Below are 26,058 nucleotides of genomic sequence, written 5' to 3'. Positions count from 1 at the left end.
GAAAGGTTAAAAGTGAAAGGTTAAAGGTATTTTATTAAAATACAGCGACTTTTCACTTTTAACCTTTCACATTTCACTTTTTTCTATGCTTCGTGTACATTCTTACGAATCGATGGGAACTTTCGACGGGCCGGGACTCCGGCTCGTCGTTTTCCTGCAAGGCTGCAATTTCCGCTGTCTCTACTGCGCCAACCCCGACACGATCGAGGCCGGGGAGGGCAAGCCGACCGATCCTGCGGAGATTCTGCGCATAGCCGTCGATCAGAAACCGTTCTACGGCAAACGCGGCGGCGTGACCTTCTCGGGCGGCGAACCCACGTTCCAGGCCGCGGAACTCGTTCCGCTGGTCCGCGCGCTGAAAGAGGCCGGCATCCATGTCTGCATCGACTCGAACGGCGGGGTGTGGAACCCGGCCGTCGAAGAGCTGCTGGGGCTGGTCGATCTGGTGCTGCTGGACGTGAAGCAGGCCGATCCCGAACGCCACCGCGCCCTCACCGGACGCGAGAACACGCAGACATTGCGGACGGCCGCATGGCTCGAAGCCCACGGAAAACCGTTCTGGCTGCGCTATGTGCTCGTTCCGGGTTACAGCGACGCCGAAGCCGACATCCGCACGCTGGGGGAGCGTCTCGGAGGTTACAAATCCGTGGAGCGGGTCGAACTGCTCCCCTACCACACCCTCGGGGTTCACAAATACGAGGCGATGGGGCTGGAATACAAGCTCCGCCATGTGCGGGAGAACACCCCCGAAGAGCTCGACCGCGCGGCGGCCCTGCTGCGGGAATACTTCCCGACGGTCATCGTCAACTGACCGCGTTCCGAAAACACGGAACCGCCCCGGCTCTCAGGAGCCGGGGCGGTTTTCGTCTGAAAAGCGTGCTTCGGGTCAGAACAGCACCGTCAGCAGGATCGGATAGTGGTCGGAAACATACTTCACCCCGTAATTGTCGGTCAGCGTGCGGAACGACATGGCCATCGTCACGTTACGGTAGAAGATATGGTCGAGATTGCGGCTCGGCGCGGCCGTTCCCTTGCCGAAGTTGTTGAAACTGTAAGCATCCCCCGTAGGAGCGATGTCGCGGCCCGATTTCATCCAGTCCCGGTAGGGTTTCAGCGCACGCACGCCGTCGGCGTTGGCCGAACCGTCGGCGGCCTTCTCCGAACAGTTCATGTCGCCCACGATGAAGCACATCGCCGACTCACCCGCGATTTTCTTCATCCGCTCGACATTGAGGTTGGCGCTGTTGATGCGCGCCTGGATATAGGGCTCGTTGGGATAGCTGGAATTGGTGCGCACGGGCATGTGCGTCGAGAGGAAGAAAAACTCCTTGCCGGTCTCCTTCTCTTTCAGGTGAACCCAAACCGAAGTCCGCCACTGCGAATCGCCCACGTCCCAGCAGCGGGAGGGCTCGTCGGGGGTCGGGCTGAGGAAGAAATAGCCGTCGTTGACCTTCGTGAAGCGGTCCTGACGATAGATCAGGCAAGTGTTTCCGCCCGTTCCGGCCCCTGTTCCGGGAACCTCCAGATAGCCGTAGTTCGGCAGGTTGTTTTTCAGATAGGTCCGCTGTTCCGTGCGCGGCTCCTGCAAGCCGACCACATCGGGCTGAACCGTGTTGATCATCTTCACGACGGCCGCCTTGCGTACCTCCCAGTTCGTGTCGCCCTCATCGTTGGCGCTGTTGTAGCGGACATTGAACGACATTATTTTCAGCGTGTTCGATTCGCCTTTGTCGGGTCCGGGTCCGTCATCCTTACTCGACGAGCACGCCAGGGCGCACATTGTAATTCCACAAAGCAGATACTTCAGTGTTTTCATAGTTTTTTTTATAGTTATTCAGGTTAGTCCTTCGTAATCACGATGTCGTCGATATAATGGCGGCCCGTACCTCCGATCGTAATCTTGGTGTCTTTCGTAGCCCCCGTAACCTTCACCGTCACAGGGTACCATTTATAATAGGCATCCTCCATCGCTTTGGCCTCCGCTTCGGTAGCGGGTTTACATTCCGCCGGCAACGAAGCCAGTTCGTGAACGGGTTCAGCGGCTGTGCCCGCACCCTCGGCCGTTACGGTCAGCGTAGTCGGATCGGGCGCATAGGAGGCGGATCCGCCCATATGGATACCGATCTTGAAAGTAAGGGTAATGTCAGCCGGAATATCGCCCAATGCCGTCAAAGCCGGAGTGGTAATAGTTCCGCTCGTCGCAGCGCTGCTGCCCAGACGAATATATCCCGGGAGTTCATAAGCCAGCGTCACATTCCAACCCTCCGGAGCGGTATATACATTGGGGACATTGGAACTGGCGCTCATCTGCCAGGTCGGAATGAAATAGTCATGTCCGTAGAAAGCATCGTCGAAGCCCTCGGTCAACAGCACGTTTTCACCCGACGGCAGCGTCGAAGTGTGATAGGCGCGCTTCTCGTTGGTTGTAAGATAGAACGCATGCTGGAACTGCAATTCACCGCTCGTGCTGATCGTGGCGCCCGTCTTGTGGCATTCCGTATCGGCCTGACTGATGCGGATATAAAGATAGCCGTTCTCGGCTATCGCCATGTCATCCGGAATATTGAAGAATGCCATCTTATAGGCGCCGTTGTTAGCTTGAGTCGGAATGGAGAACTTATTATCGCCGGATTCGGTATAGGGACCTTGGCGTACATCCATATCGCCGTACCAAGTCGTATTGTTCGGGCTCCATTCGATTTTGTAATTATGGGGAACCAGAGCCGTCGAAGCCGCAAAGAGGCCGAAACCGAACCGCAGATTGCCTTTCAGCACCGAAGTAGCCTTGATTTTGAAAAGCAGGGCATTATCCTGCCAGTTATCGCCACCCCAGCCGTTGGTCGTGAACCGGCCGTCGTAAGGAGTCGATTTGCAAGTCAGGCCGCTGCCCGCCACATCCGTATTACCAAGTTTGGTGATCGTGCAACCCGTATCCGTATAAGTCACCGTCTTGCTCGCATCGTCGTATGTCGCATTGTAAATCGACGGCGTCCCGCCCAGCAACATTTTGAGCATACCGCAGATCGGCGTAATGGCGTAGACGGCTTCGCCGAAACGGGTTCCGGTCATGGCCGCAAGATCGGCCGCGGAGGTCGGCAGCAGGAACGATGCCCCGGCGAGTCCCTTCACCACGCCGCGCTTCTGCGGAACCGCCGTCGAAGCGAACGACGCCGAAGCATAGGTCTTCATCGTATAGGTGCTCTTGTCCTCCAGTTCGAGCGTGACGTTCCCGCCCAGGGTCTTCGACAGATCGGCGTCGATCACCTGCGATTCGGGCAGCGTGACGAGCATCGCCTCGTAGGTCCCGGCCGTCAGGTCGGCCACCGAGACGGCCCGTGCGGCGGGCACTTCGGAAGCGGCCGCGGTTTTGGTTACCTTATCGGCGGCCGTCGGCGTCACCACCAGCAGCCCGTCGGCATCGGCAGCGAGCCGGGCATCCTTCACGACCACCTCGACCTGATCGCCCACGGCGAGGCCGTGATCCGCCAGTTCGACGAAGATGCCGGCGTCGGCATCCTGCACGGCGAAGCAGCCGGCCGGAACGTTGTCCACGGCCACCACGCGGCCCTGTATATAATAGTTGTCGCTGATCGTCACCGCTTCGGCGCCCTTCATGGCGCGGACGGCCGAAATATCGGACTTCACGGGATCGTCAGCGCTCGGACGCTGCGGCTCGCCCTCGACTTCGAGCACGATGTCGTCGAGGAAGAAGCGCACGTCGTCCGTGCTGGAGGCCATGTCGGCCGACGTGATGGTGATCTCCGTTTCGGGCTTCGCGTTGCGCACATAGACCGTAAAGGGCTTGAACTCGTTGTCGGCCACCCCTTCGAGCGTGCCGCCTTCGACCGTCGCACCGCTCTCGGCGTCGGCCTTCACGACCACGCCCGGATCGGTCGGCTTGCCGTAGGCGTCGATCATCGCCGAAGCGAGGAAGGTGAGTTTGAGATCGCACTTCGAAATGCGCATCGCCTCGAAACGCGACGCCAGTTTGATCGTGTAGGCTCCCTGCGTGTAGCGGGTGATGAGAGCCTCGTCGCCGCGGCCCACTTGCAGGAAGCCCGGACGGCTCCAGCAGGAGACCACATTCACGATGCCGGACTGTTCGCGCGGCAGCGCATAGGCCCCGTCGTTCCACGACGACATGAAGTCGAGCGGGATGTCGATATAGGCGGCTTTGGCGTCGATCACGTCGTCGAAACCGGTCGAGAAGACCACTTTGTCGTTGTTCATCGGCGGAACCGCAGTCGGCTCGGCCGAAGCCTTCGTGATGCAGAACGCGCTCTGATAAGCAACGGTCTGGTTCGAGGCCGAGGTGCTCGCCTTGGAGCCGTCGGTGCAGCGGTGGCGAATCCAGAGCTTGCCGCCGGCCGGAATCTTCTTGTCGGCCGGAATGGTGAAGTCGATCGTCTTCCAGACGGCGTCCGAAACTCCGCCGGAGCAAGTGCCGTCGAACTTCGTCCAGCTCTCACCGTCGGCGCTCCACTCAAAGACCCAGGCATGCCCGGCACTCTGGGTGCCGTCGCGGCGGCTGCCGTAGGAGTAGCGCAGGTCGCCCGAGAGCTCCTCCTTCACCGGAATTTCGAGCTGGAGGGCATCGCCGGTCTCCCACTCCCCGATGACGACGCCCCGCTGGAAATACCAGTTCGTCGTGGGATTGGTGTGGGTCTTGGTGCTGAACTCCATCACGGTCGGAGAACCCGTCCGGCGCAGGATCATGCCGTCGTCGAAGTAGCAGACAGCCCCTTCGATAAAGGCATTGTCCAGCGCGAGGGCGGCGTCGATAGCGAACGTCTGGGAGATCGGGAAATCGTACCCGTCGCCGCCGCCGATCGTGCCGGCGCTCTGCGACAGCAGGACCGAAACCGCGGAGGACTCCGATTCGGTGATTACATTGACATAGGTGCTGCGCGCGCTGGTCGAACGGTTGCGGGCGACTTTGAGCGTCACCGCGGTGTTGCCCATGCCGCTGGTCTCGCTGGCCGTGACCCAGCGAACCGACTCGCCGGTCTCGGGATCGGTGAAATTGATGCGCCAATAGGCGTTGCTGGTCACGTTGAGGGTCAGATCCTCGCCCGCTCCGTCGGCGGTCAGGCTCTCCTGCTGAATGCCTACCCGGCCGACGCTATCGACTTCCGGGTCGTCGGAACAGGAAGCCCCGGCAGCCAGCAGAGCCGCCGCCGTGCATATCCATAACAAGTACTTTTTCATAAGTGTAAGTAAAGGTTCGTTTAAGGTTTCAACAATCCGGACGAAGTGCATAAGCCTCTCCTGCCCGGCGGTCCTCGTTACATTTTGGTGACATTCCGCGAAAAAATTCAAAAAAGATCGTCTTTTCTTTGGAATATCAAATATTACGTTTATTTTTGTACCACACTAAACCACACTAAATCCGTCCGTCTTATCTGTTGTGTGGTGTGGTGTACAGCGCAAATATACTACTAATTCTAAAAAGATGAAAAAAAGTTACGATGAATTTCAAAGAAAGTGCGATTTTCGGATGATCGCGGCTTTCTGTGCGCTTCTGGCAGCGATTCTATTTTCGCCATCGTACGCTTCGGCCCAGAACTTCACCATTCAGGGAAGCGTAAAGACCGAGAAAGGGGAGCCGGTTCCCGGCGCTACCATCATTCTCTCGGGAACCCAGCAGGGCGTAACGACCGACGCTCAGGGCAACTTCTCCCTGCGGCTGGCCAAAAAGCCCGCCGCGGATGCGTCGCTCCTCGTCTCCTACCTGGGCTACAAGTCCCAGACCCTGCCCATCGGCAGCCGCACGTCGTTCGACATCGTGCTCCAGGAGGAGAGCACCTCGATGGACGAAGTGGTCGTCGTGGGCTACGGCACCATGCGGAAAAAGGACCTGACGGGGTCGCTCTCCTCGATCGGAGGCGAAGCGATCCTCAACCGTCAGACCCCGACCATCTCGCAGGCCCTTCAGGGCGCCATGCCGGGCGTGACGGTCACCCGCACCAACTCGGCGCCGGGCGGCTCGGCCACGATCCGCATCCGCGGCATCACCTCGATGACCGACGGCGCGTCCGACCCCTACGTGCTGATCGACGGCGTAGCCGGCTCGATCGACGACGTAAATCCCAACGACATCGAGAACATCACCGTCCTGAAAGACGCCGCATCGGCTTCGATCTACGGTTCTCAGGCCGCGGCGGGCGTCATCCTGATCACCACCAAGCGGGCCGGCAAGTCGGGCGCGAGCGTCACCTATAATTATACGCTCGGACTCGATTTCCAGTCCCAGAAACCCGAGTACATGAACGCCAGCGACTACATGGCGGCGGTCAACGAACTGCGCTACAACGACCTGCCCTCGGGAGGCTGGTATCAGGACTACTCCCGCGAATACGTCGAGAACTACGCGATGCTCAACCGGGAGAATCCGGACCTCTATCCGAACGTAGACTGGATGGATCTGATACTCAAAGACGTGGGCGTGCGCCATTCGCACAGCCTGACGATCCAGTCGGGCGGCGACAAGCGCAGCTCGGTGCTGAGCCTGGGCTTCGACGACGTGGACGGCCTGTTCCGCAAGAACCTCTCGTGGAAGCGCTACACGGCCCGTCTGAACAACGACATACAGGTATTCAAGTGGATGAAAGCCTCGGCCGACATTTCGCTGCGCTACGTGGATCAGCTCAACCCCCATTCATCGCCGTCGGATCGCATGCGCTACATCCCGCCCATCTATCAGGCCAAATGGAGCGACGGCCGCTATGCCCCGGGCAAAGACGGCGTGAACCCCTATGCAGCCCTGATGTCGGCCGGCGAGAAGGAGAGCGACAAGTACCTGGCCAACGCCAAGTTCCAGCTGGACATCACCCCCGTCAAGGGACTGACCGTCACGGGCATCTTCTCGCCCCAGTTCTCCTACACCAAGATCAAGGACTTCCAGCGCCAGACCTCCTATTTCAGCTATCAGGAGGAGAGCCTCACCAGTTCGAAATACATCAGCAGCGCCCTGACCACGGAACTCGAAGAGGACCGCGGCGACACCTTCGCCCACACCACGCAGGTCTATGCCAACTACCGGCACACCTTCGGCGAGGACCACAACTTCAGCGCCATGATCGGTTACGAGAACTACTGGTATCAGGAGGGTACGATCGTGGCCAAGAACACGTCGTACGCCCACTCGCTGATCCCCGACCTGAACGCCGGCAACTCCGACGGCGTCACGGCCAACTCGAAGAACATCAACGAACTGGCCCGCCGCTCCTATTTCGGCCGCCTGATGTACAACTACAAGTCGAAATACTACGTTCAGGGCAATATCCGCCGCGACGGCTCCTCGCGCTTCGCGCCCGACTGCCGCTGGGGCACGTTCCTCTCGGCCTCGGCGGGCTGGGTCTTCACCGAGGAGAAATTCATGGAGGGCGCCCGCAAGGTCCTCGACCACGGCAAGCTGCGCCTCTCCTACGGCGAGCTGGGCAACGAGCGCATCAAGGGCTACTACCCCTATCAGGCCGTGCTGGCCAACAATCACACGATGGGCTACGCAGGTTCGACCTTGACGGGCCTGTCGGGCTATGCGCAGGCCGCCGCCATCGTCACGGACATCACCTGGGAGACCACCTCGACCTTCGACGTGGGCGTCGATCTCTCGCTGTTCCGCAACCGCCTGTCGGTGACCGGCGACTGGTATTACAAAAAGACGCGCGACATGCTCCTGCAAGTCCCCATCGCCCCGATCATGGGACTCTCGGACCCCTACGACAACATCGGCGACATGAACACCAAAGGCTGGGAGATCACCCTCGGCTGGCGCGACAACATCGGCGATTTCAGCTACGGACTCACGTTCAACCTTTCGGACGACGTTTCGAAGATGGGCTACATCGGCAACAAGGAGGTCATCTCGAACGGCAAGATCATCCGCGAGGGCGAGGAATACCAATCGTGGTACGGCTACGTCAGCGAGGGCCTCTACCAGACCCCCGAAGAGGTTGCGAATTCGGCGACCATGGGTTCCTACGTCTCCCCGGGCGACATCCGCTACCGGAACTTCGGCGACGGCGACCCGAACAATCCGCTCATCTCGACGGACTACGACCGCCGGGTGTTAGGCTCCTCGCTCCCGCACTTCAACTACGGCGGTTCGGTCGATCTGGCCTGGCGCGGCATCGACTTCAACCTGACGTTCCAGGGCGTCGGCCAGCGCAACTCCTATCTGACGGACGAGATGGTGCAGCCGCTCCGCGGTCAGTGGTATAACTTCGCCACCTACATCGGGGGGGGGAATTCGTGGAGCCGTAAAAACACCATCGAACAGAACAAGCGTGCCAAATACCCGCGTTATTCGTGGGCCAGCGCGAACAACAACTATGCGATCTCCGACTACTGGCTCTTCGACGGCTCCTACTTCCGCGTGAAAAACATCTCGCTGGGCTACACCCTGCCCCAGAAATGGATGAGCAAAATCCACGTCAAGAGCCTGCGCTTCGCCGTGACGCTCACCGACTTCTTCACCCACAGCCACTTCCCCGAGGGCTGGGACCCCGAGGTCGGCACCACCGGCTATCCCATCACCAAATCGGTACTCTTCTCCGCACAGCTCAAATTCTAACGTCGCATCAAAGAGAGAAAAGCATATGAAAACCATTAAAATCGCATTATTCGCCCTGGCCGGCAGCCTGGCAGTTTCGTGCAGCGACCTGGACCTTTCGCCCAGGGACAAGGCGGCCAGCGGCTCGTGGTTCCAGACGGCCGAGCAGTTCGAACTGAACCTCAACGCCCTGCTCCACCACACCTACTGGCCCATGGAACGCAACGAATGGACCTCCGGCAACCAGACCGAGCTGGACATGCTGACCGACGACGGGCAGAACCGCAACTCCCCGGGCCGTTTCCTGATCGACGGCGTGAACTCCGATTATCCGCTCTCGGTCCGCATGTGGGACATCACCTACACGGGCATCAACCGCTGCAACAAGATCATCACCGAGCTCCGCAAGCACGAAGGCCGGATCGAACAGGCCCGCTACGACCGCATCATGGCCAACGCCCGCTTCTACCGCGCCTGCTTCTACGCCCGCATCATGATCCACTTCGGCGATCCCGTCGTGGTTCCGGAAGATATGGACATGGACTCCGAGCAGGGCCGCGAGAGCGCCTACGAACTGACCCGCAGCGACATGTGGACCGTTCTTCCCGACATTCTCAAAGAGTTCGACGACGTAGCGCCGATCCTGCCCGTATCCTACGGAGGCGAGATCGAGCGCGCCACGCGCGGCGCGGCCTACGGCATGAAGGCCCGCTTCGCCCTCCACTTCGCGTCGATCCGCAAATGGGACTCGACCGAACGGGGCGGTTTCGGCGACGACGATCCGGCCGAAGCCGAGAAGCTCTTCAAGGAGGCCCGCGACGCCGCCTGGAACTGCATGCAGCTGAATGCCTACACCCTCCATTCGGATTTCGGACAGCTGTTCCGCAACGCCACGAAACACTCGCCCGAGGGCATCTTCAACATTCCCCGCTCGAAAGCGCTGTCGAACGACTCGAAATACCAGTATCTCGGCGGTCAGGCTTGCACGGCCAAACTGCCCCGTCTGTCGGGAGCCCCGACCTGCACGACCTGCCTTCCTTCGTGGTACCTCCTCTGCGCGTTCCTCGACGATCAGGGCAAGCCCATCGACGAATCGACGGTCTACGCCCCCCACAAACCGTTCGAGCACCGCGACCCGCGCTGCACCTATACCATCGTGGAGCACGGCACGCAGCATCTGGGCGTGATCTTCGACCCGCATTTCGACCGGGACAAGGTGTACAGCTCGCGCGAAGGGGCGGAAGTGGTCAACAACGACTCGCGCTCCTACAAGATTCAGGGCACCTCGAACCAATACGCCTCCTACAACGGTCTGGTGCTGAAAAAGCACGTCGATGAGGACTGGCTGGCTCCGTTCGAGCCCGAGAACGACAAGCTCATCCTGCGCTACGCCGATGTCCTGCTGATGTACGCCGAGGCGAAGATCGAGCTGAACGAGATCGACGACACGGTGCTCGACGCCATGAACCAGGTCCGCGCCCGCGCCTACAAGGCGTCCGTCACGGCCACCTCCGACTATCCGGCCATCACCGAGCGGTCGCAGGACAAGCTCCGCACGATCCTGCGCACCGAGCGCCGCATGGAGTTCGCCTTCGAGAACCTGCGCCTGTACGACATCTGGCGCTGGCGCATCGCCGAGAAGGTGCTCAACCGCCCCTGGATCGGACTGCCGAAGAAAGACCAAAAGCTCCAGCGCGCCTATATCGACAACAACATGTGGTTCCACGGGGCCGTGCCTCAGGTGGACGAGGACGGATGCGTCGATTTCATGGCCCCCGTGGCCAAAGGCGCCGCCGACTTCTTCAACAGCAACGCCTACGCACAGATTCTCGCCGAGTGCAAGTTCGTGGCTCCGAAGAGCTATCTGTGGCCTCTCCCGACCACCACGATGCAGGTCATGAAGAACATCAAGGAAAACAACCCGGGTTACTAACTCACAAAGCCGGACCCGCCGGGCGCCCTTCGCGGGGCGTCCGGCGCCGGTGCGGCGACAACGCGAAGAGACACATGAACAAAATGGTGAAATTGCTGCTCGCATGCACGGGCATCCTGCTGTTCCCGGCCGCCGGGGCAGCTCCGAAAGAGCACACGCTCCGAAACGACAAACTGCAAGTCTCGATCGACGACCGGGGCCGCCTGACCAGCATCAGGAACCTCGAAACCGGCCGGGACTACGCCGGCGGCGACTATCTCTGGCGCCTCTACTACGACACGCAGAAGGCCAAGGAGATCGAGGTGCTGCCCGGGGAGCAGACGCCCCGCATCTCGCGCCGGGGCGACACGCTGACACTGACCTACGACCGCCTGAACGCCACCGACTTCACCACCCGCGAAGCCGTGAAGCTCGACATGCGCCTCACGCTCGACATCACGCTCGAAGGCGACGAGGTGCGTTTCGCGTCGAAGATCGAGAACGGCCAGCCCCACACGATCGTCCGCGAACTGCACTACCCGCTGGTGGGCGGCATGGCGCTTCCCGAAGACCACAAGCTGCTGCTCACCCACACCGGAGGCCAGCTGTACGACAATCCCAAAGGCATGATTTTCCGCCACAGCAACGCTTCGCCCTACAAGACCCCGGCGCAGAAGTTCCGCCAGATGGACGCCAAATACCCCATGCGCACCGTCACGGGCGGCACGGGCGGCTGCATGGCCTCGAACTGCTTCGCCTACGTGGGCGACAGCGAGGGAATCTATTTCGGCAGCCACGACACGACGTTCCAGGACACGGGGCACGGCCTGCGCCTCTACCCCGACGCCGAAGGCGAATTCACGCGGTTGGAATCGGGATTCTACAAGTTCCCGCACTGCTTCGCCGGCGAAACGTGGACGTGCGACGCCAACGTCATAGCCCCCTACACGGGTTCGTGGCACGAGACCTCGAAGCACTACCGCCGCTGGGCCGACACGTGGTGGGACCACCGCGACGCGCCGATGTGGGTCAAGAAGATGCGCAGCTGGCAGCGGATCATCTTCCGCCACCAGTACGGCGAACTGCTGTTCAAGTACACCGACCTGCCGGGCCGCATCAAGGATGTCGGCGAGAGCGTCGGGGCCGACGCCGTCTTCACCTTCGGATGGTGGGAGACGGGCATGGACCACGGCAATCCCCACTACAACGCCGATCCCGCGCAGGGCGGCGACGCAGGCTGGAAAAAGGCCATCGCCGACTACAAGAAGGACGGCGGCAAGGTGCTGCTCTATTTCAACGGCAAGCTGATCGACCGCGAGAGCGAGTTCTACAAGAGCGGCCGGGGCAAGGAGATCTGCTACCGCGACAACACGGGCGCCGAGCTCTTCGAACAGTACCGCTTCACGGGTCAGGGCACGTTCCTGGCCGACTACAACGCCCGCACGTTCGTCGTGGCCGACACCCGCGCGCCGATCTGGCGCAAGATGCTGCTCGAATGGGCCGACCGCGCCCGCGAGTACGGTGCCAACAGCGTCTTCTACGACCAGCTCGGATACGGCGAACGCGCCACCAACTGGGACCTGAGCCGGGAGTTCCCGGTGCCCAACATGCGGGTGATCGCCGACAAGGCCGAGGTGCTGAAAATGGTCCGCGACCGCAACGTCAGCTTCGACCCCGAGTTCGCGCTCGGCACGGAGTGGCTGACCGATGTCACGGCGCAGTACTGCGACTACATCCACATCTATCAGGTCACCGCCGGCAAGTACAGCTTCATCGACTGGTTCCGCTACACGTTCCCCGAGATCATCATCTCCGACCGCGAGATCCGCGACGACACGGACATCGAACGCCGTGTGAACAACACGCTGCTGAAGGGCCTGCGCAACGACATCGAGATCTACCGCTGCCGCGACCTGATCGACAAGACGCCGCATTATCAGGCTTATCTGGCCCAGGTCAACGCCATCAAGGGCAAGTACGAAGACCTGCTGCTGGTCGGCACCTACCGCGACACGGAGGGCTTCACGCTGTCGAACCCCGGCATCGAGGCGCGCGCCTACACCAACGGCGACGGCATGGCCGTAGTGGCCACCCGCACGCAGGAGGGAGCCGCCGTGAAGGGTACGATCGAGGTTCCGGGCTACCGTTTCACGGAGGCTTCGACGCTGGGCGGCGCACGGGTTTCGGCCGACGGCCGCGAAGTGACGCTGGGGCAATACGACCTCGCCGTGCTGGTTTACGAAAAGACGAAATAACCATGCGCGAGCTGCAACCGAATGCAACGACGAGAGCTTCCGGCACCCGGGTGTCGGAGGCTCCCGCCCTGCGCATCGCCAACCGCCACGTCTCGGCCGTGGTGTGCCTCCCCGACGCCGAATGCGGCTACTACCGGGGCACACGCTTCGACTGGAGCGGCGTCGTGCGCGACCTGCGCAGCCGGGGACACCGCTACGTCTCGGAATGGCAGCCCCGGCACGATCCCCTGCGGCACGACGGACTGACGGGCCCCGCGGACGAATTCACCCAGATCGGTTACGAACAGGCGCGTCCCGGGCAGGAGTTCCTCAAAATCGGGGTCGGCACGTTGCGCAGGTCCTCCGACCAGCCCTACGACCGCTTCCGGCTCTACGAGATCGCCGATCCCGGCATCCGGGAGGTGACCGCCGAGCGCGACCGCGTGGAGTTCCGCCACCGGCTGCTGAGCGACGAATACGGCTACGACTACCGCAAGACGCTGCGGCTGACCGACGCCCCGGGCCTGCGGATCGAGTACACGCTCAAAAACCTCGGTCCCGCGCCGCTCACAGGCCATGTCTACAACCACAACTTCTTCACGCCGGACCGCATGGCCACAGGCCCCGACACCTCGATCCATTTCCCGTTCCGCCCCGAGGGAACGTGGCGCGAGGCTTACGACAGCGTGGCGCTGACGCCCGACGGCATCGCTTTCAGCCGTCCGCTGAACCCCGGCGAATCGGTCTTCATGGGCGACCTCCACGGTCAGGACCCCGAGGCCCGGGAGTACGGATTCAGTCTCCGCAACCTCCGCACGGGTGCGGGCATCCGGGTTTCGGGCAGCGGAAAGCTGTCGCACATGGTCTTCTGGGCCTGCCCCACGGCGGCCTGCCTCGAACCCTACACCCCGTTCCGGGTCTTTCCCGGGGAGACGGGCGTATGGCACATCGACTACGAACTGCTGGTATGAGAAAAACCCCGGGGCTCAGGCTCCGGGGTTTTCTTTGGGTGTCGTGCAGGCATCGACCAGATAGACGATCGAAACGTAGGGCACGCCCGAACGGGCCGAAAGCCCGATCTCGCACGTGCGGCTGTTCGAATAACCCGCCTTCGCGCCCGAGCGTTCGATGACGGGACGCAGTTTGCGCAGGGCCCAGGCGTTGACCTCGGGATGCGTGAATCCGCGGTCGCCGGCGAATCCGCAGCATCCGACCTCCTCGGGCACCACCACCTCGTCGGCGCACAGCCGCGCCAGCGCGACGATCACTCCGTCCAGCCCCATGCGGCGCATCGAACAGGTGACATGCACGGCGACGGGTCCCGGCTGGGGCCGGAACTCCAGCCGGTCGCGCAGGAAGGTCCAGATGAATTCCGCCGGTTCGTAGAGTTTCATGCGGCCGATCTTCTCGCGCATGCGGTGCAGGCAGGGGCTCTGGTCGCACAGCACCGGCCAGCGTCCCTCCCCGCTGGCGCGCCACAGCGCCTCTTCCAGCTCGGCGGTCTTGCGGTCGGCAATGTCGGCCATGCCCTTGCTCTCCCAGATCGTGCCGCAGCAGAGGCGTTCCATGTTTTCGGGAAAAACGACCTCATAACCCGCCTTGCGGAGCAATGCGACCATCTTTTCGGCCAGCGGTTCCGCGACCGGGGTTTCACGGGCGAGGCCCATCGTCTGGTTGATGCAACTCGGGAAATAGACCACTTTGTCCGGTTCCGGCTCGGGCGCCGTGCGCAGCACGTCCGGCATGCGGTAGGCCCGCGGCATCGAGGGCAGCCACTGGGGAAGCCCCAGCGCATGCAGCCCCTTCGCGGCGGCGGTCATCGTCCGGGTGCCGAGAACCCGGTGCGCCGCATCGGCCAGCGTCAGCACGGGGCGCAGGGTGTTTTTCAGCCCGGCGAAACGGCGGGCCGCAAACTCCCCGGCGGCATGTCCCGCACTCCCGGGCGGCACCCTCAGGGCGCGCAGGGCGTGGGTCAGTTCCCCCGTATTGATCCCCACGGGACAGCTCGTCGAGCAGAGCCCGTCCCCGGCACAGGTCTGCTCCCCGGGGTAACGGTAGCCGCGTTCGAGCTCCCGCACGAGGCGCGGATTCTCGCCGGAGGCTTTCAGCCGGGCGATCTCGCGGCGCACGACGATGCGCTGACGCGACGAGAGGGTCAGCCCGCATGTCAGGCAGTTCACCTCGCAGAACCCGCATTCGATACAGCGGTCGATCAGGGGATCGGTCAGCGGCAGGGGTTTGAAATGGGAGAGGTGGCAGCGGGGATCGTCGTTGAAGATCACCCCGGGATTCAACAATCCCGCAGGGTCGAACAACTCCTTGACGGCCCGCATCACGGCCAAGGCGTCGTCGCCCCACTCGCGGCGGAGGAAGGGCGCCATGTTGCGCCCCGTGCCGTGCTCGGCTTTGAGCGAGCCGTCGTACCTGCCGACGACGAGTTCCGCAACGTCGTTCATCAGCGCCTCGTAGCGCGCCGCCTCGGCCGGGGTCGAAAACGACTGGTTGATGATGAAATGGTAGTTGCCTTCGAGGGCATGCCCGTAGATGCAGGCGTCGTCGTAGCCGTGGCGGGCGATCAGCGCCTGCAATTCGGCCGTGGCGCGGGGCAGGTCTTCGATGTGGAAGGCAACGTCCTCGATCAGGCAGGTGGTCCCGGCGGGACGGCTGCCGCCCACCGCCGGGAAGATGCCCGAACGGACGGCCCAATATTTCGCCTGCTCGGCCGGATCGTCCGTAAACCGTGCGGGAACGTAGAGCGCGAACCGCCCCAGCAGCTCCCCGATGCGGGCGACATTGGCGGCCAGCTCCTCCGGCGTGTGGGCCTTGGTCTCGGTCAGCACGGCCGTAAGGCCCTCGCCCGTGGCATCGCCGACCGACGCCAGCGACTTGCTGTCGAGCATCTCGGCGCTGTGCACGATGCGCTCCCCGGCGGCGTCCTGCAACTTGCGCATCTCCACGACGGCGCGGCTCGCCTCGCCGATGTCGCTGAAATAGACCATCGCGCTGGCCTTGTGTTCGTATTCGCGCTCGGTGCGCATCGTGACCCCGGCCAGGAACGCCAGCGTCCCTTCGGAACCGACCATGAGGTGGGCGATGATCTCGAACGGATCGTCGAAGCGCACCAGCGGCAGCAGGTTCAGCCCCATGACGTTCTTGATCGAGTATTTGTGCAGGATGCGCCGGGTCAGGGCCTCGTCGCCGCGAACCCGGTCGCGCAGCGCTTCGACGGCGCGCAGAAACTCCCCGTGACTCCGGGAAAAGTCCCGGCGGCTCGTCTCGTCGCCCGTGTCGAGCAGCGTGCCGTCGGCCAGCACCAGCCGCGCCGAGAGCAGCATCCGGTCGCTGTTGGCATGCGTGCCGCAGTTCATGCCCGAGGCGTTGTTCATCACGATGCCGCCCGCCATAGCGCTTCGGATCGAAGCCGGGTCGGGCGGAAAGCGGTATCCGAAAGGTTTCAGCACCTCGTTGATCCGCGCACCCACGACGCCGGGCTGGAGCCGCACGGCGCGGCCGCCGTCGAGCACCTCGCAACGCTCCCAATGTTTGCCCGCCACCACGAGCACCGAATCGCTGACGGCCTGCCCCGAAAGGCTCGTGCCCGCGGCCCGGAAGGTCAGGGGCACGCCCAGCCGGGCGGCCGCCCGCATGATGCGGACGATCTCCTCCTCGTGGGCGGCGCGCACGACGATCTGCGGGACGAGCCGGTAAAATCCCGCGTCGGTGCCCCACGCCAACCGGCGCAGGTAGTCGGTGTAAACCCGCTTGCGGGGGATAAAAGCGCGCACGGCGCGCAGGAATCTGCGGTGTTTCTCAGTCATGGTCTCTGCGATTCGAAAACAGGAGAGGCAGCCGCCTCTCCTGCAAAGATAAAAAAATGAAGACAATTAGATACTTCGACATGCCCGCCGGTTCGGAGACAATCGCACGAATGAACGGTTTTCCACAACGCCCGCATGTCAGCAAACGCCGTCCGCCTGGGCCAGCAGTCCGTAGAAGGCCGCTTCGCCGATATGCTCCGCTGGTGCGATGCGGGTCAGCCCCGCGACATCGCGCAGTCCGTCGCGCAGGGCCGCTTCCATATGGGCGAACGAACGCGAAATCTGACCGCCCAGCAGGAGACATTCGACGCCATGTTCGACGAGCAGGTCGCGGAGCGCCGCGGCAAGGATGCCCCCGACCGTTGCGAAGGTCTCGCGGGCCCGGGCATCCCCCTCTCCGGCCATGCGGCCCAGATCGGCCACCGTCAGCGCCGGGTCCGTATGGCCCGCAAGCTCGCCGTAAATGCGCAGGAATCCCCGTTTCGAAGCGTAGTCCTCCAAAATACCGTCGCGGTAGGGAAGGTTGAAGATCACCACCTTCGGACCGCCCGCCGGGTTGCACAGCACCCGTCCGTCACGGCTCAGGGCGAAGCCCAGCCCCGTGCCGAGCGACACGAGCGCCGAGGCGCCGTATCCGGCGGCGTTGCCCCGGGCGATCTCCCCGGCCAACGCGGCGTTCACGTCCTGCATGAAACGGATCTCCGCATCGGCGGGAACGCCGGGCATCGCGTACAGCACGCCGCGCAGATCGACACCGCAGATGCTGCGGAACTTGTGCGTCATGCGGGAGACGCCGGCCGCATAGTCGAACGGTCCGGGAATGGCGATGCCGATGCCGGCGAGCTCCATGCCCCGCTCCGCGGCAAAGGCCGCGCCCCGGGCCACCGTAGCGGCCAGGGAGCCTTCGATCTCCTCGCGGGAGCCCTCCGAACGAATCGGACAGCTGAACTCCGACCCGGACAGAAGCTGCCCGGCGGCGTCCGCCACGGCCGATTTGAGGAACGTTCCCCCGACATCGAGCAGCAGGCGGCAGCTATTCCTTGTCGAACCCATCTTTCAGCATCGTTTTGTGGACGCAGATGGGTTCCGTGCGGAGGTTCTCGATCACGTAACGGCCCATGTCCGCGGGAACCACGACCATATCCATATACTCGGCATCGAAATAGCGTTCGGGCTGTGCGACGGAACGGATGCGGATGCGTTCGCCGTCCACGAGCGTCAGCACGTGGAACTTGCCGCAGGTGTCGTCCTCGATGCGTTTCTCGAATTCGAGGCGGCGCAGCGTGAAGTAGAGCAAATCGTGCTCGCCGACGATCTTCTCGGCCCAGCCGTCGCCCTCGCGCACCGTGCGGGGCTGCTGGACGATGTTATTGCGCACCCAGCTGGTCGTGCGCTCGTAGGCCAGCGTCCGTTCGCCGTGCCACGTGTGGATGGGGCGCGGCTTGCCGTCGAGGTCGGCGCGCAGGTAGTCGTAGAGCTTGTAGGTGTAAGAGCCGATCGTAAGACTGCCGATTTCGAGCACCACCTGGTTGCGACCCGACGAGTGGATCGTCCCGGCGGGAAGCATCACCTGCAAGCCGGGTTTCGAATCCTCGTAGCTGACGTATTTCAGGTAGTCCACGGGCTTGTATTCGGTGTCGGCCAGCTTGATGTCGCGGATGAACTGCTCGGTGTCGGCATCGTCGCGGAAGCCCACGAAGGTCTTGGCGTCCTGTCCGGCCACCACCACGTAGTAGCTCTCGTCCTGACGGCCCAGCTCCCCGAAATTCTTCTGATTGTATTCGGCCCCCGAATGCACCTGGATCGACATGTTTCCGTTGCTGTGGAACGTGTCGTCGTAGTTGAAGCGGATGGGGAAGTAACCGCCGAACTTCTCGACGCACGGACGGCCCATGATGGCCTCGCCCTCCTTCTGCACGAACGAGAAATAGGGGAAGTCGATCTTTTCGTCCCCGGCCTCGACGACGATCGACACCTCCATCGGGATCAGGTCGAAGACCCACGCGCAGTTGCGCATCGAGTCGGGCAGGTTGCGGAGCTTCTTGACGTAGGTGCCGCCCCACACGCCCTCCAAATAGACCGGCTTGCAGCGGAACGGATAGCCGGCCAGCGCCCGGAAGATGTCGGACAACGCCTCCATCGGAATCATGTGGATATGGTCGGGGCTGTCCGAAGCCATGTAGAAATCGAGCAGCTCGCCGCGCAGCAGCTTGCCGCGGTGACGCACGCCCATCTCGAAATCGACGTAGTAGCAGCGGCGGATCACCCGGTTGACCGGAGCGGCCACCCGGTCGCCGAGGTTGGCGAACTGGCCGCGGCGGATGCGGAGGATCGCCTCCTTGGGCGTCACGTCGAAATAACATTTGATGTCATAGAGTCCGCGCACCTCCTCGACCAGGCATCCGCTGCCGTAGACGATCAGCACGCGCCCTTCGGCGGCAGGGGCCCGGAGTGCCTCGAGGCGCTGCCTGAACGCCGCGAATTTCGACGCGTCGAACAGATCCTCGTAACCGCGCTCGATCAGGCGACCGAACAGCAGCGACGGGTCCTTCGAGGTGTCCCATTCCAGATTGGGGTTGATCATGTCGGCGATCTCCCGCTCGGATTTGAGCACCTCGGTAAACGCCGCTACGTCCACTCCGATCCCTTTGCCCAGCAGCTGCTGCGAGAGCAGGTTGACCATCCGCGTCCAGTCGGCCGTGGCGTAGCCGTCGAACCCGACGACGACGTTTTTGCCGGGCGCGGCTTTCAGGCGGGAAGCGATCTCCCCGGCCAGGGCGGCGGCAGCCTTGGAGGTTCCGGCGACGACCGCCCCGACGGTCTTCTTCGGGAGTGCCGGACGGTTGACGGCGCGGGGGTCGTCATACGGAAAGGGGTTGTACATGAAACTCATAGAAATACGGTTTTATAGGGTTAATTCATAATTTCGTGATATTCGAAGTCCATGATCTCGGCCAACATGCCCAGCTCGCGCAGGTAGTCGCCGTCAACGATGGCGAAATGCTGCGTGGTGCCGATTTTCAGGATCTCTTCGAAGAGCCGCTCGACGGGAACCACCGGGCGGAAGATGCTGTGCGAATAGGTGGCCAGGATGTGATCGCCTTCGAGCGAATCGACCAGCGTGGCGACCAGCTTGTAGCGTCCGTCGCACTCCACCAGCTGCGCCATTGTCTTGCGCCCCGGCGAGATGCGGTACCAGGCGAACGGAGCCCCGGCGTACTTGTAGGAGGTCTTGGCGAAGCGCACGTCGCGGGCGATGACCACGTTCTGCTGCCAGGCGGGGTCGTTGTGGTCGTTGGGACCGGCATGGCCGCCGGCGAAGGTGCCGTAATCGGACTCGATGTGGAAGGGTTCGAGGAAGTTGACGTTTTTGCCCGAGATCAGCTTCAGCAGGTAGGTGATGAGACCCGCGCCGATGTCGGCCTCGGGAACCAGCACCGAACAGTTGTCGTTGAACCACGGATGGTAGAACCCGGCGCGCAGGCCCACCAGCTCGAACATGGCCCGGTCGATGTCGTTGAAGACCATCACGTCGATGTCCGACCGCTCGGCCATCTTCTGCAAGCCGATCGAGGCGCGCACCGAGGCTTCGAACTTGTCGCGCGCCACGTCGTCCATCATCTTGTAGCGCGAGGTCAGCTCGCCGCAGTACGCCTGCAACTCCTTGTCGCTCACGGCATCGATCATCTCGCCGTAGGTCGAATAGGGCAGGAAGCGGATTTCGGGGCCCAGCTTGGTGAACAAGTCGTACGGGTCGATGTAGGTGGACCACATGGCCTCGTTGTAGTTGGCCAGCAACCCCAGGTTCGACTGGCGGAGGATGGCGCGGGCGCGGGCCGCCGAAGCGAAGAGGCGGATCTGCCCGGTGACCTCCTCGCGCGAACCCATCACGACCTTCACGTGCCGGCGTCCCGTGCGGGGCACCGACCCGGAGGCTTCGAGCGATCCGACGAGCGTTCCGGCGCAGAGGTAGTCGATGAAGTCGTCCTCGTCCAGCGTGTCCCGGAACGAAACGTGGTCCTTGGCGACGTTGACGAAGAGGATCGGCACCTCGGGCATGTCGCGCAGGAAGCGTATCCACGCGAAGTCCTCGGACCACGAAAGGAACTCGGCGATGACGAAATCGACCTTCTCCATGTAGAAGCGGTCCATAGCCTCCACGGCCTCCTCCTTGTCGTAGACGATCCCGGGGAACACAACGTCGAGGAATTCCATCGTCGCAAGTATCTTTTTCACATCGGCGTCCTTGCGTTCGGCATACGTGCCCCGCCGGAGCCCTTCGCCCAGCGTCTTGAAACGGGGCGACGCGATCAGCAGCAGACCTGCTTTCGCTTTTCTGGTTTTCAGGTTACTATTCATGTCTGATCTTGTTATAGTCCTTCATATAGAAATATTTGGCTCCCAGGAGCATCACCGCGCCGCACACGAGCCACACGACGGCCAGCATCGAGATGCCGAACGACAGCCCCGCGGCCTGCTTCACCATGCCCAGCACCAGCGGAGCCAGCGCGCCGATGGCGAATCCGGTCATGATCATCACGCCCGAGGCCGAGGAGTGATACCGGGGCAGGATAACGTCGTAGAGCACCGTGTAGGTGTTGGCGTCGAAGAACGCGCGGGCGAATCCGAAGCCGGCGAACCCGACGTAGATGACCCACAGCGTGACCGAGTTGCCCATCAGGACGATGAACGGCACGGCGGCCAGCAGTCCGAAGCCCTGCATGGCCATACGCCATGCGGGATGCAGGCTTCCGAGCTTGTCCGAGAGGCGTCCGGCCAACAGCACGCCGACGAAGGCGAACAAGTGGGTGTAGAACATCGAGTGGAAGCCGGCGCCCGCGAGGTCCATGCCGAAATTCTCGTAGAGGTAGGTCGGCATCCACGTGAGATAGCCCGTCAGCACGAAGATCAGCCCGGAGAAGCAGATGGTGAGGATCAGGGCCGTCGGCGTGGTGAAGACCATGCGGAAGCCCTCCGTCAACCGGGGCTTGGGCTCCGCGGCCGACGCGGCGGCGGCGGCGGCCGGCTCCTTCTTGTCCTTCAGCCGCACGGCCATGATGACGCCGTGCACGACGCCGACGGCGCCGAAGACGTAGAAGGCGCTGCGCCAGCCCCACAGTTGCCCGACATAGCCCGCAGCGTAGCCGCTGATGATGATGCCGATGTAGTAGGCGGTCTGGTGGATCGACATGGCGAAAGCCCGGGTCTTGTCGTGGTACTGCGCCAGCAGCGAATAGTTGGCCGGTCCGAAGAATGCCTCGCCGCCGCCCGTGGCGACGCTGCGCATCAGCACGAGCATCACGAACCCGTTGCAGAGGCCCGTGAACATCGTGGCCACGCTCCAGAACAGGATACTCCCCGTGACGATCCATTTCCGGCTGAAACGGTCGCCCACCAGTCCCCCGATGGGCACCAGCACGGCGTAGAAAAGGTTGAAGACCGTGGCGATGGAGCCGATGGCCACATCGCTCAGGCCCAGGTCCTCGCGGATGAGCGGAAGCACCACGTTGAAGACCTGACGGTCGGCCTGGTTCAGGAGATAGGCGACCCACAGCAGGGCCAGCACCTCCCATTTGTACTTCGGGTTTTTCTTCCCGACGGTTGCGGTTGTCATTGGTTATAGGTTCATTTATGCACTCTCGCCTCGGCAGCGCCCGGTCGAATGCGGCTCTGCGCTCGGCTTAACGAAAAAGCTGGGTCAATAAAGCATATCCTGACGGGTTCCGGCGGCCTTGCGTTCGACGGCTTCGCCGCGGAACGGCACGGCGCTGCGCTCGATCAGCAGCATCGGGGCGTCCCACACCGGGCATCCGGTCAGTTTCATGCGGCCTCCGTCGCGGCTGCCGTGGGGCAGCGGCAGGTCGTAGACACGGCCCGTGACGGCGTCCACGAGCACGGGGTCTTCCAGAGAAAGCCCCTCGACGCTCATCTCGACGCGGTCCCAGGCCAGTTCGTCGCCCGGAATGCGGTCGGAGTACCAGTACATCGCGCCGATCGGCTTGCCGTCGGCATCCGACAGTCCCACGAGGGCGATCTCACGGGCCGTATTGGCCGTGAACGCCAGCCTTCCCGCCGGCTTCACCCCGCAGTGCAGCAGGTTGACCATGTACTGCATGGCATGATACGACGGCCGTTTGTAGACCACCTGTTTCAGCAGGTTCGTGCGCAGCAGCCCGAACGACTGCAACATATTGGGATACTGATTGTCTGCGATGGCGAAGATCGACGACCGGATGCCCAGCGCGAAATCGTTGGCCAGACGCCGCGCGACCCATTTGGCCTGGCTGTACTCGCTCCACTCGTGGTAGCGCAGCGCGTGGGCCCATTCGAGGACCGCCGGGCAGCCGCTCTCGCCCGAGAAGAGGCGGATGCGCGGATCGTAGGAGGCGACCAATTCGGCCAGCGCCTCGATGCCGGGCGTGGCGTCGTCGGGATTTTCGTAATAGGGATGGAAGCTCACATAGTCGATGAGGTCCAGTTTGCCGCGCTCGCGGACGATGTCCAGCACCCGGCCCGTGAATCCGAGCGGCATGCGCGAAAGGCCGAAACCGATGATGACCGCCTCGGGATCGACCTTGCGGACGGCTTCGGCCGTGCGGATCAGCAGTTCGGCATAGGCCGCGGACTGGTCGGCGCCCCGAAGGTTCGGCTCGTTCCACACCTCCCACTCGCTGACGCGGCCCTTGTAACGGCGCGCCACGGCCGTCACATAGCGTTCCCAGGCCCGCAGCGTCTCCTCGTCGGTGAATATGCGCGATCCCAGGCTCTTCTGGGCCCCGTACACCGGATTTCCGTAGGCGAGGCACATCCACGGACGGATGCCCTGTTCGCGGAGTCCGTCAACCGCCTCGTCGAGCCACCCGAATTCGTATTTCCCCTTTTTCTGCTCGCAGCGGGCCCAGCCGCTCTGGATGCGCACGGCGCCCACGCCCAGCTCGCCCACATACGGTTTGTAAGCCGAAAAATCGGCATATTCGCGGTCGAGACACTCGCATCCCACCGACCAGCGCGGGTTGGCCAGCTCGCGCGACGAGGCAGCCGACAGCGAACCGATCTGTTCGAGTCCGGGAGAAACCGCCTGCATCTTTTTCCAGGTCAGCGACCAATGCTGTGCCGGGGCGGCCGAGGCGAGCAAAAGACCGGAGAGGCCGAGAAAGAAAGTTTTTTTCATTAAAAAAAGTGGTTAGCGTTTTTTTTCATATATTTGTAACACGACAACATAAAAGTTGTGAGGTGTGGTACTTGCTTTGATTGGTGTTGTGTAGTGTGGTGCAAATATACGCAAAAAAACGAACAAACCAACTATTATTTCATTTTTTAATGACAGAACATGCCGGAAACGATTAAAATAGATCATGAAAGCCAAGTCCCGGTTTACAAACAGATCGTGGGGCAGGTGGAGGCACTGGTGCGCAGCGGCGAGTATGCCGAAGGATGCCTGCTGCCGTCGATGAACGAGCTCTCGGCCATGCTCGACATCTCGAAAGAGACCGTCAAAAAAGCCTACTCCATCCTTCGGAACAAGGGATTCATCGACGCCAGACAGGGCAAGGGATTCTATGTTTCGGCCGCAGGGGTCTCGGAAAAAATGAGCGTCCTCGTGCTGTTCGACAAGCTGAGCAACTACAAACAGGTGCTTTTCAACTCGTTCGCCGGGGAGATCGGCGACGCGGCCGAGATCACCATCCGGCTCCACAACCAGAACGTCGATCTGCTGGAATACTACGTCGAGGAGAATCTCGACCTGTTCGACTACTATGTCATCACGCCCCACTTCCCGCTCGACGCCGCCTCGCAGAAACGGGTGCTGAAGATACTCACGCGCATCCCCAACCGAAAACTCATTCTGGTCGATCACTGGATGAAGGAGCTGCCGGGCAACTACGGCGCCGTCTATCAGGATTTCGCCAACGACGCCTACGAAGGGCTGGGATACGGGCTCAAGAAACTCAAAACCTGCTCCCGGTTCAACGTCGTGACGCTTCCGTCGAGCCTCTATTACGCCTCGGTGGGCAAAGCCGTGGAGCGGTTCTGCCGCGACAACGGGATCGCCGTGGAGTTCCACACGGAGATCACCCCCGAGATCATCCGCGAAAAGGAAGTCTACCTGATTCTCAACAGCCAGTACGACCTGGGGCTGATCGAACTGGTGCGCCGGGCCCGCGAGCGGAACTACCGCGTGGGCCGCGACATCAGCATCATCTCCTACAACGAGTCGCCGATCAACGAGATCATCCTCAACGGACTGACGACCATTTCGACCGATTTCCGGCAGATGGGCGTGCTGGTGGCCCGGATGATCCTCGAAAAATCGCTCTCCAAGGTCAAGTGCGACTTCCAGATGATCCGCCGCAACACCTTTTAGGCGCCCCGACGATGAAGAACCGACTCCCCGACCCCGGCGCCCCGGCACGCGAACGCATCGGCTGGATAGACCTCCTGCGCGTGATCGCCTGCTTTCTGGTGGTTTTCTCCCACTGTTGCGACCCCTTCGTCGCCGTGTTCGACAGCGACCGCGCGACCTTCCTGCAAGGAGCGCTGGCCGGCAGTCTCGTGCGGGCCTGCGTGCCGCTCTTCGTGATGATGTCGGGCGTACTGCTGCTGCCCGTGCGGACCGATGCCGGAACCTTCTACCGCAAGCGTATCGGCCGCATCCTCGCGGCGCTCGTCTTCTGGTCGCTGGCGCTGCCCGTGCTCTATTTCCTCTACATGCGCTGCGTCGGCACGGCCAGCCCGTCGATCGACCCCGCGCTGTTCACCGGCGAAGCCACGCTCCGCAAGATGTGGACCTTCGTCTTCAACTTCACCTACGACACCACCCCGCTCTGGTATCTCTACATGCTCCTCGGGCTCTATTTCATCCTGCCGATCCTGAGCGCATGGCTCGAACGGGCCTCGCGGCGCGACCTGCGGATCGTGCTCGGCATCTGGGGTGCGACGCTGCTGCTGCCCTACGTGAAGATGCTCGCCCCGGCGCTGGGCTACGCCGGCAATTACGGCAACATGGGCCTCTACGGCGTCTGCGACTGGAACGAATTCGGAACCTTCTACTACGTCTCGGGCTTCGCGGGCTACCTCGTGCTGGCTTTCTACCTCGTGAAATTCCCGCCCGCATGGAGCTGGCGCAAGACGCTGGGCATCTGCATCCCGGCGTTCCTCGTCGGCTACCTCGTCACGGGAGCGGGCTACGTGACGATGCAGCGAGCGTTCCCGGGCAACTACGCCTATCTGGAGATCGTCTGGTATTTCGCCGGCATCAACGTCTTTCTGATGACCGCCCCGGTCTTTATCCTCGTGCAGAAAGCCGCCGCACAGCCCCGCGCATGGCTTTCGCGGCTGGCGGGCGCCACGTTCGGCATCTACCTCTGCCACTTCATCTTCGTGCAGGCCGGCTACGACCTCGTGCAACGGATTCCGGGACTTCCGGCGCTGGTGCGCATCCCGCTGATCGCCTGCGGAGCCTTCGCCGCGAGCTGGCTCACGGTATGGCTCATGCAGCGCTGGCGCGTGACCCGGCGGTTCGTGGAGTGACCGACACGA

The 26,058-nt window shown here is 62.4% G+C and carries 15 protein-coding genes; 7 read left to right on the top strand and 8 right to left on the bottom strand.

What is annotated here, in order from left to right; all coding sequences use genetic code 11:
* Window positions 1-85 precede the first annotated feature (85 nt).
* On the top strand, window positions 86-811 hold the full coding sequence (gene pflA, locus NQ519_RS08475) for a pyruvate formate-lyase-activating protein (RefSeq protein ID WP_083871124.1): 726 nt from the start codon (window positions 86-88) through the stop codon (window positions 809-811).
* 75 nt (window positions 812-886) lie between these two features.
* Here pflA and NQ519_RS08470 read toward each other — a convergent pair whose 3' ends face one another.
* Window positions 887-1,816 (bottom strand): endonuclease/exonuclease/phosphatase family protein, encoded by a 930-nt coding sequence (locus NQ519_RS08470; protein WP_044118773.1) that lies wholly within the window; start codon window positions 1,814-1,816, stop codon window positions 887-889.
* A gap of 23 nt (window positions 1,817-1,839) precedes the next feature.
* Window positions 1,840-5,208 carry a DUF5689 domain-containing protein gene (locus NQ519_RS08465; RefSeq protein WP_019151590.1) on the bottom strand — a complete coding sequence of 1,123 codons (3,369 nt, stop codon included), beginning with the start codon at window positions 5,206-5,208 and terminating at the stop codon, window positions 1,840-1,842.
* Window positions 5,209-5,452: 244 nt separating this feature from the next.
* Here NQ519_RS08465 and NQ519_RS08460 point away from each other — a divergent pair, with 244 nt between their 5' ends.
* The 4 genes from NQ519_RS08460 (at window position 5,453) to NQ519_RS08445 (ending at window position 13,671) form a co-directional block, all read left to right on the top strand.
* A complete protein-coding gene (locus NQ519_RS08460) occupies window positions 5,453-8,575 on the top strand; it encodes a SusC/RagA family TonB-linked outer membrane protein (RefSeq protein ID WP_227901144.1) in 3,123 nt (1,040 codons plus the stop codon).
* Between the two features lie 25 nt (window positions 8,576-8,600).
* On the top strand, window positions 8,601-10,487 hold the full coding sequence (locus NQ519_RS08455; protein WP_019151592.1) for a RagB/SusD family nutrient uptake outer membrane protein: 1,887 nt from the start codon (window positions 8,601-8,603) through the stop codon (window positions 10,485-10,487).
* Window positions 10,488-10,561: 74 nt separating this feature from the next.
* Window positions 10,562-12,721 (top strand): DUF6259 domain-containing protein, encoded by a 2,160-nt coding sequence (locus NQ519_RS08450; protein WP_019151593.1) that lies wholly within the window; start codon window positions 10,562-10,564, stop codon window positions 12,719-12,721.
* A 2-nt stretch (window positions 12,722-12,723) separates the two neighbouring features.
* Window positions 12,724-13,671 carry an aldose epimerase family protein gene (locus NQ519_RS08445; protein WP_019151594.1) on the top strand — a complete coding sequence of 316 codons (948 nt, stop codon included), beginning with the start codon at window positions 12,724-12,726 and terminating at the stop codon, window positions 13,669-13,671.
* Between the two features lie 15 nt (window positions 13,672-13,686).
* Here the strand turns inward: NQ519_RS08445 and NQ519_RS08440 are convergent, their stop codons facing one another.
* The 6 genes from NQ519_RS08440 to NQ519_RS08415 form a co-directional block, all read right to left on the bottom strand.
* Complete coding sequence (locus tag NQ519_RS08440; RefSeq protein WP_019151595.1) at window positions 13,687-16,518, bottom strand: FAD-binding and (Fe-S)-binding domain-containing protein; 2,832 nt, start codon at window positions 16,516-16,518, stop codon at window positions 13,687-13,689.
* 138 nt (window positions 16,519-16,656) lie between these two features.
* Window positions 16,657-17,571, bottom strand: coding sequence for an ROK family protein (locus NQ519_RS08435; RefSeq protein WP_019151596.1), 915 nt, complete (start codon window positions 17,569-17,571; stop codon window positions 16,657-16,659).
* Entirely contained in the window at window positions 17,552-19,411 is a 1,860-nt protein-coding gene (locus NQ519_RS08430) for a class I mannose-6-phosphate isomerase (protein WP_019151597.1), read from the bottom strand. The genes NQ519_RS08435 and NQ519_RS08430 overlap by 20 nt, the downstream gene beginning before the upstream one ends.
* A 20-nt stretch (window positions 19,412-19,431) precedes the next feature.
* Window positions 19,432-20,877 carry a hypothetical protein gene (locus tag NQ519_RS08425; RefSeq protein ID WP_019151598.1) on the bottom strand — a complete coding sequence of 482 codons (1,446 nt, stop codon included), beginning with the start codon at window positions 20,875-20,877 and terminating at the stop codon, window positions 19,432-19,434.
* Entirely contained in the window at window positions 20,870-22,132 is a 1,263-nt protein-coding gene (locus NQ519_RS08420; RefSeq protein ID WP_019151599.1) for an MFS transporter, read from the bottom strand. Before NQ519_RS08420 ends, NQ519_RS08425 begins: the two co-directional genes overlap by 8 nt.
* Before the next feature lie 84 nt (window positions 22,133-22,216).
* Window positions 22,217-23,689 (bottom strand): GH39 family glycosyl hydrolase, encoded by a 1,473-nt coding sequence (locus NQ519_RS08415; protein WP_019151600.1) that lies wholly within the window; start codon window positions 23,687-23,689, stop codon window positions 22,217-22,219.
* Between the two features lie 159 nt (window positions 23,690-23,848).
* Between NQ519_RS08415 and NQ519_RS08410 the strand changes: the two genes are divergently transcribed.
* Together NQ519_RS08410 and NQ519_RS08405 are read left to right on the top strand one after the other, a co-directional pair.
* Entirely contained in the window at window positions 23,849-24,883 is a 1,035-nt protein-coding gene (locus NQ519_RS08410) for a GntR family transcriptional regulator (RefSeq protein WP_019151601.1), read from the top strand.
* An 11-nt stretch (window positions 24,884-24,894) separates the two neighbouring features.
* Window positions 24,895-26,049 (top strand): acyltransferase, encoded by a 1,155-nt coding sequence (locus tag NQ519_RS08405; RefSeq protein ID WP_019151602.1) that lies wholly within the window; start codon window positions 24,895-24,897, stop codon window positions 26,047-26,049.
* The last annotated feature ends 9 nt before the right edge of the window (window positions 26,050-26,058 follow it).

The organism is Alistipes senegalensis JC50 (assembly GCF_025145645.1).
GTDB classification, from domain to species: domain Bacteria; phylum Bacteroidota; class Bacteroidia; order Bacteroidales; family Rikenellaceae; genus Alistipes; species Alistipes senegalensis.
This window is presented reverse-complemented; position numbering and strand designations above follow the sequence as displayed.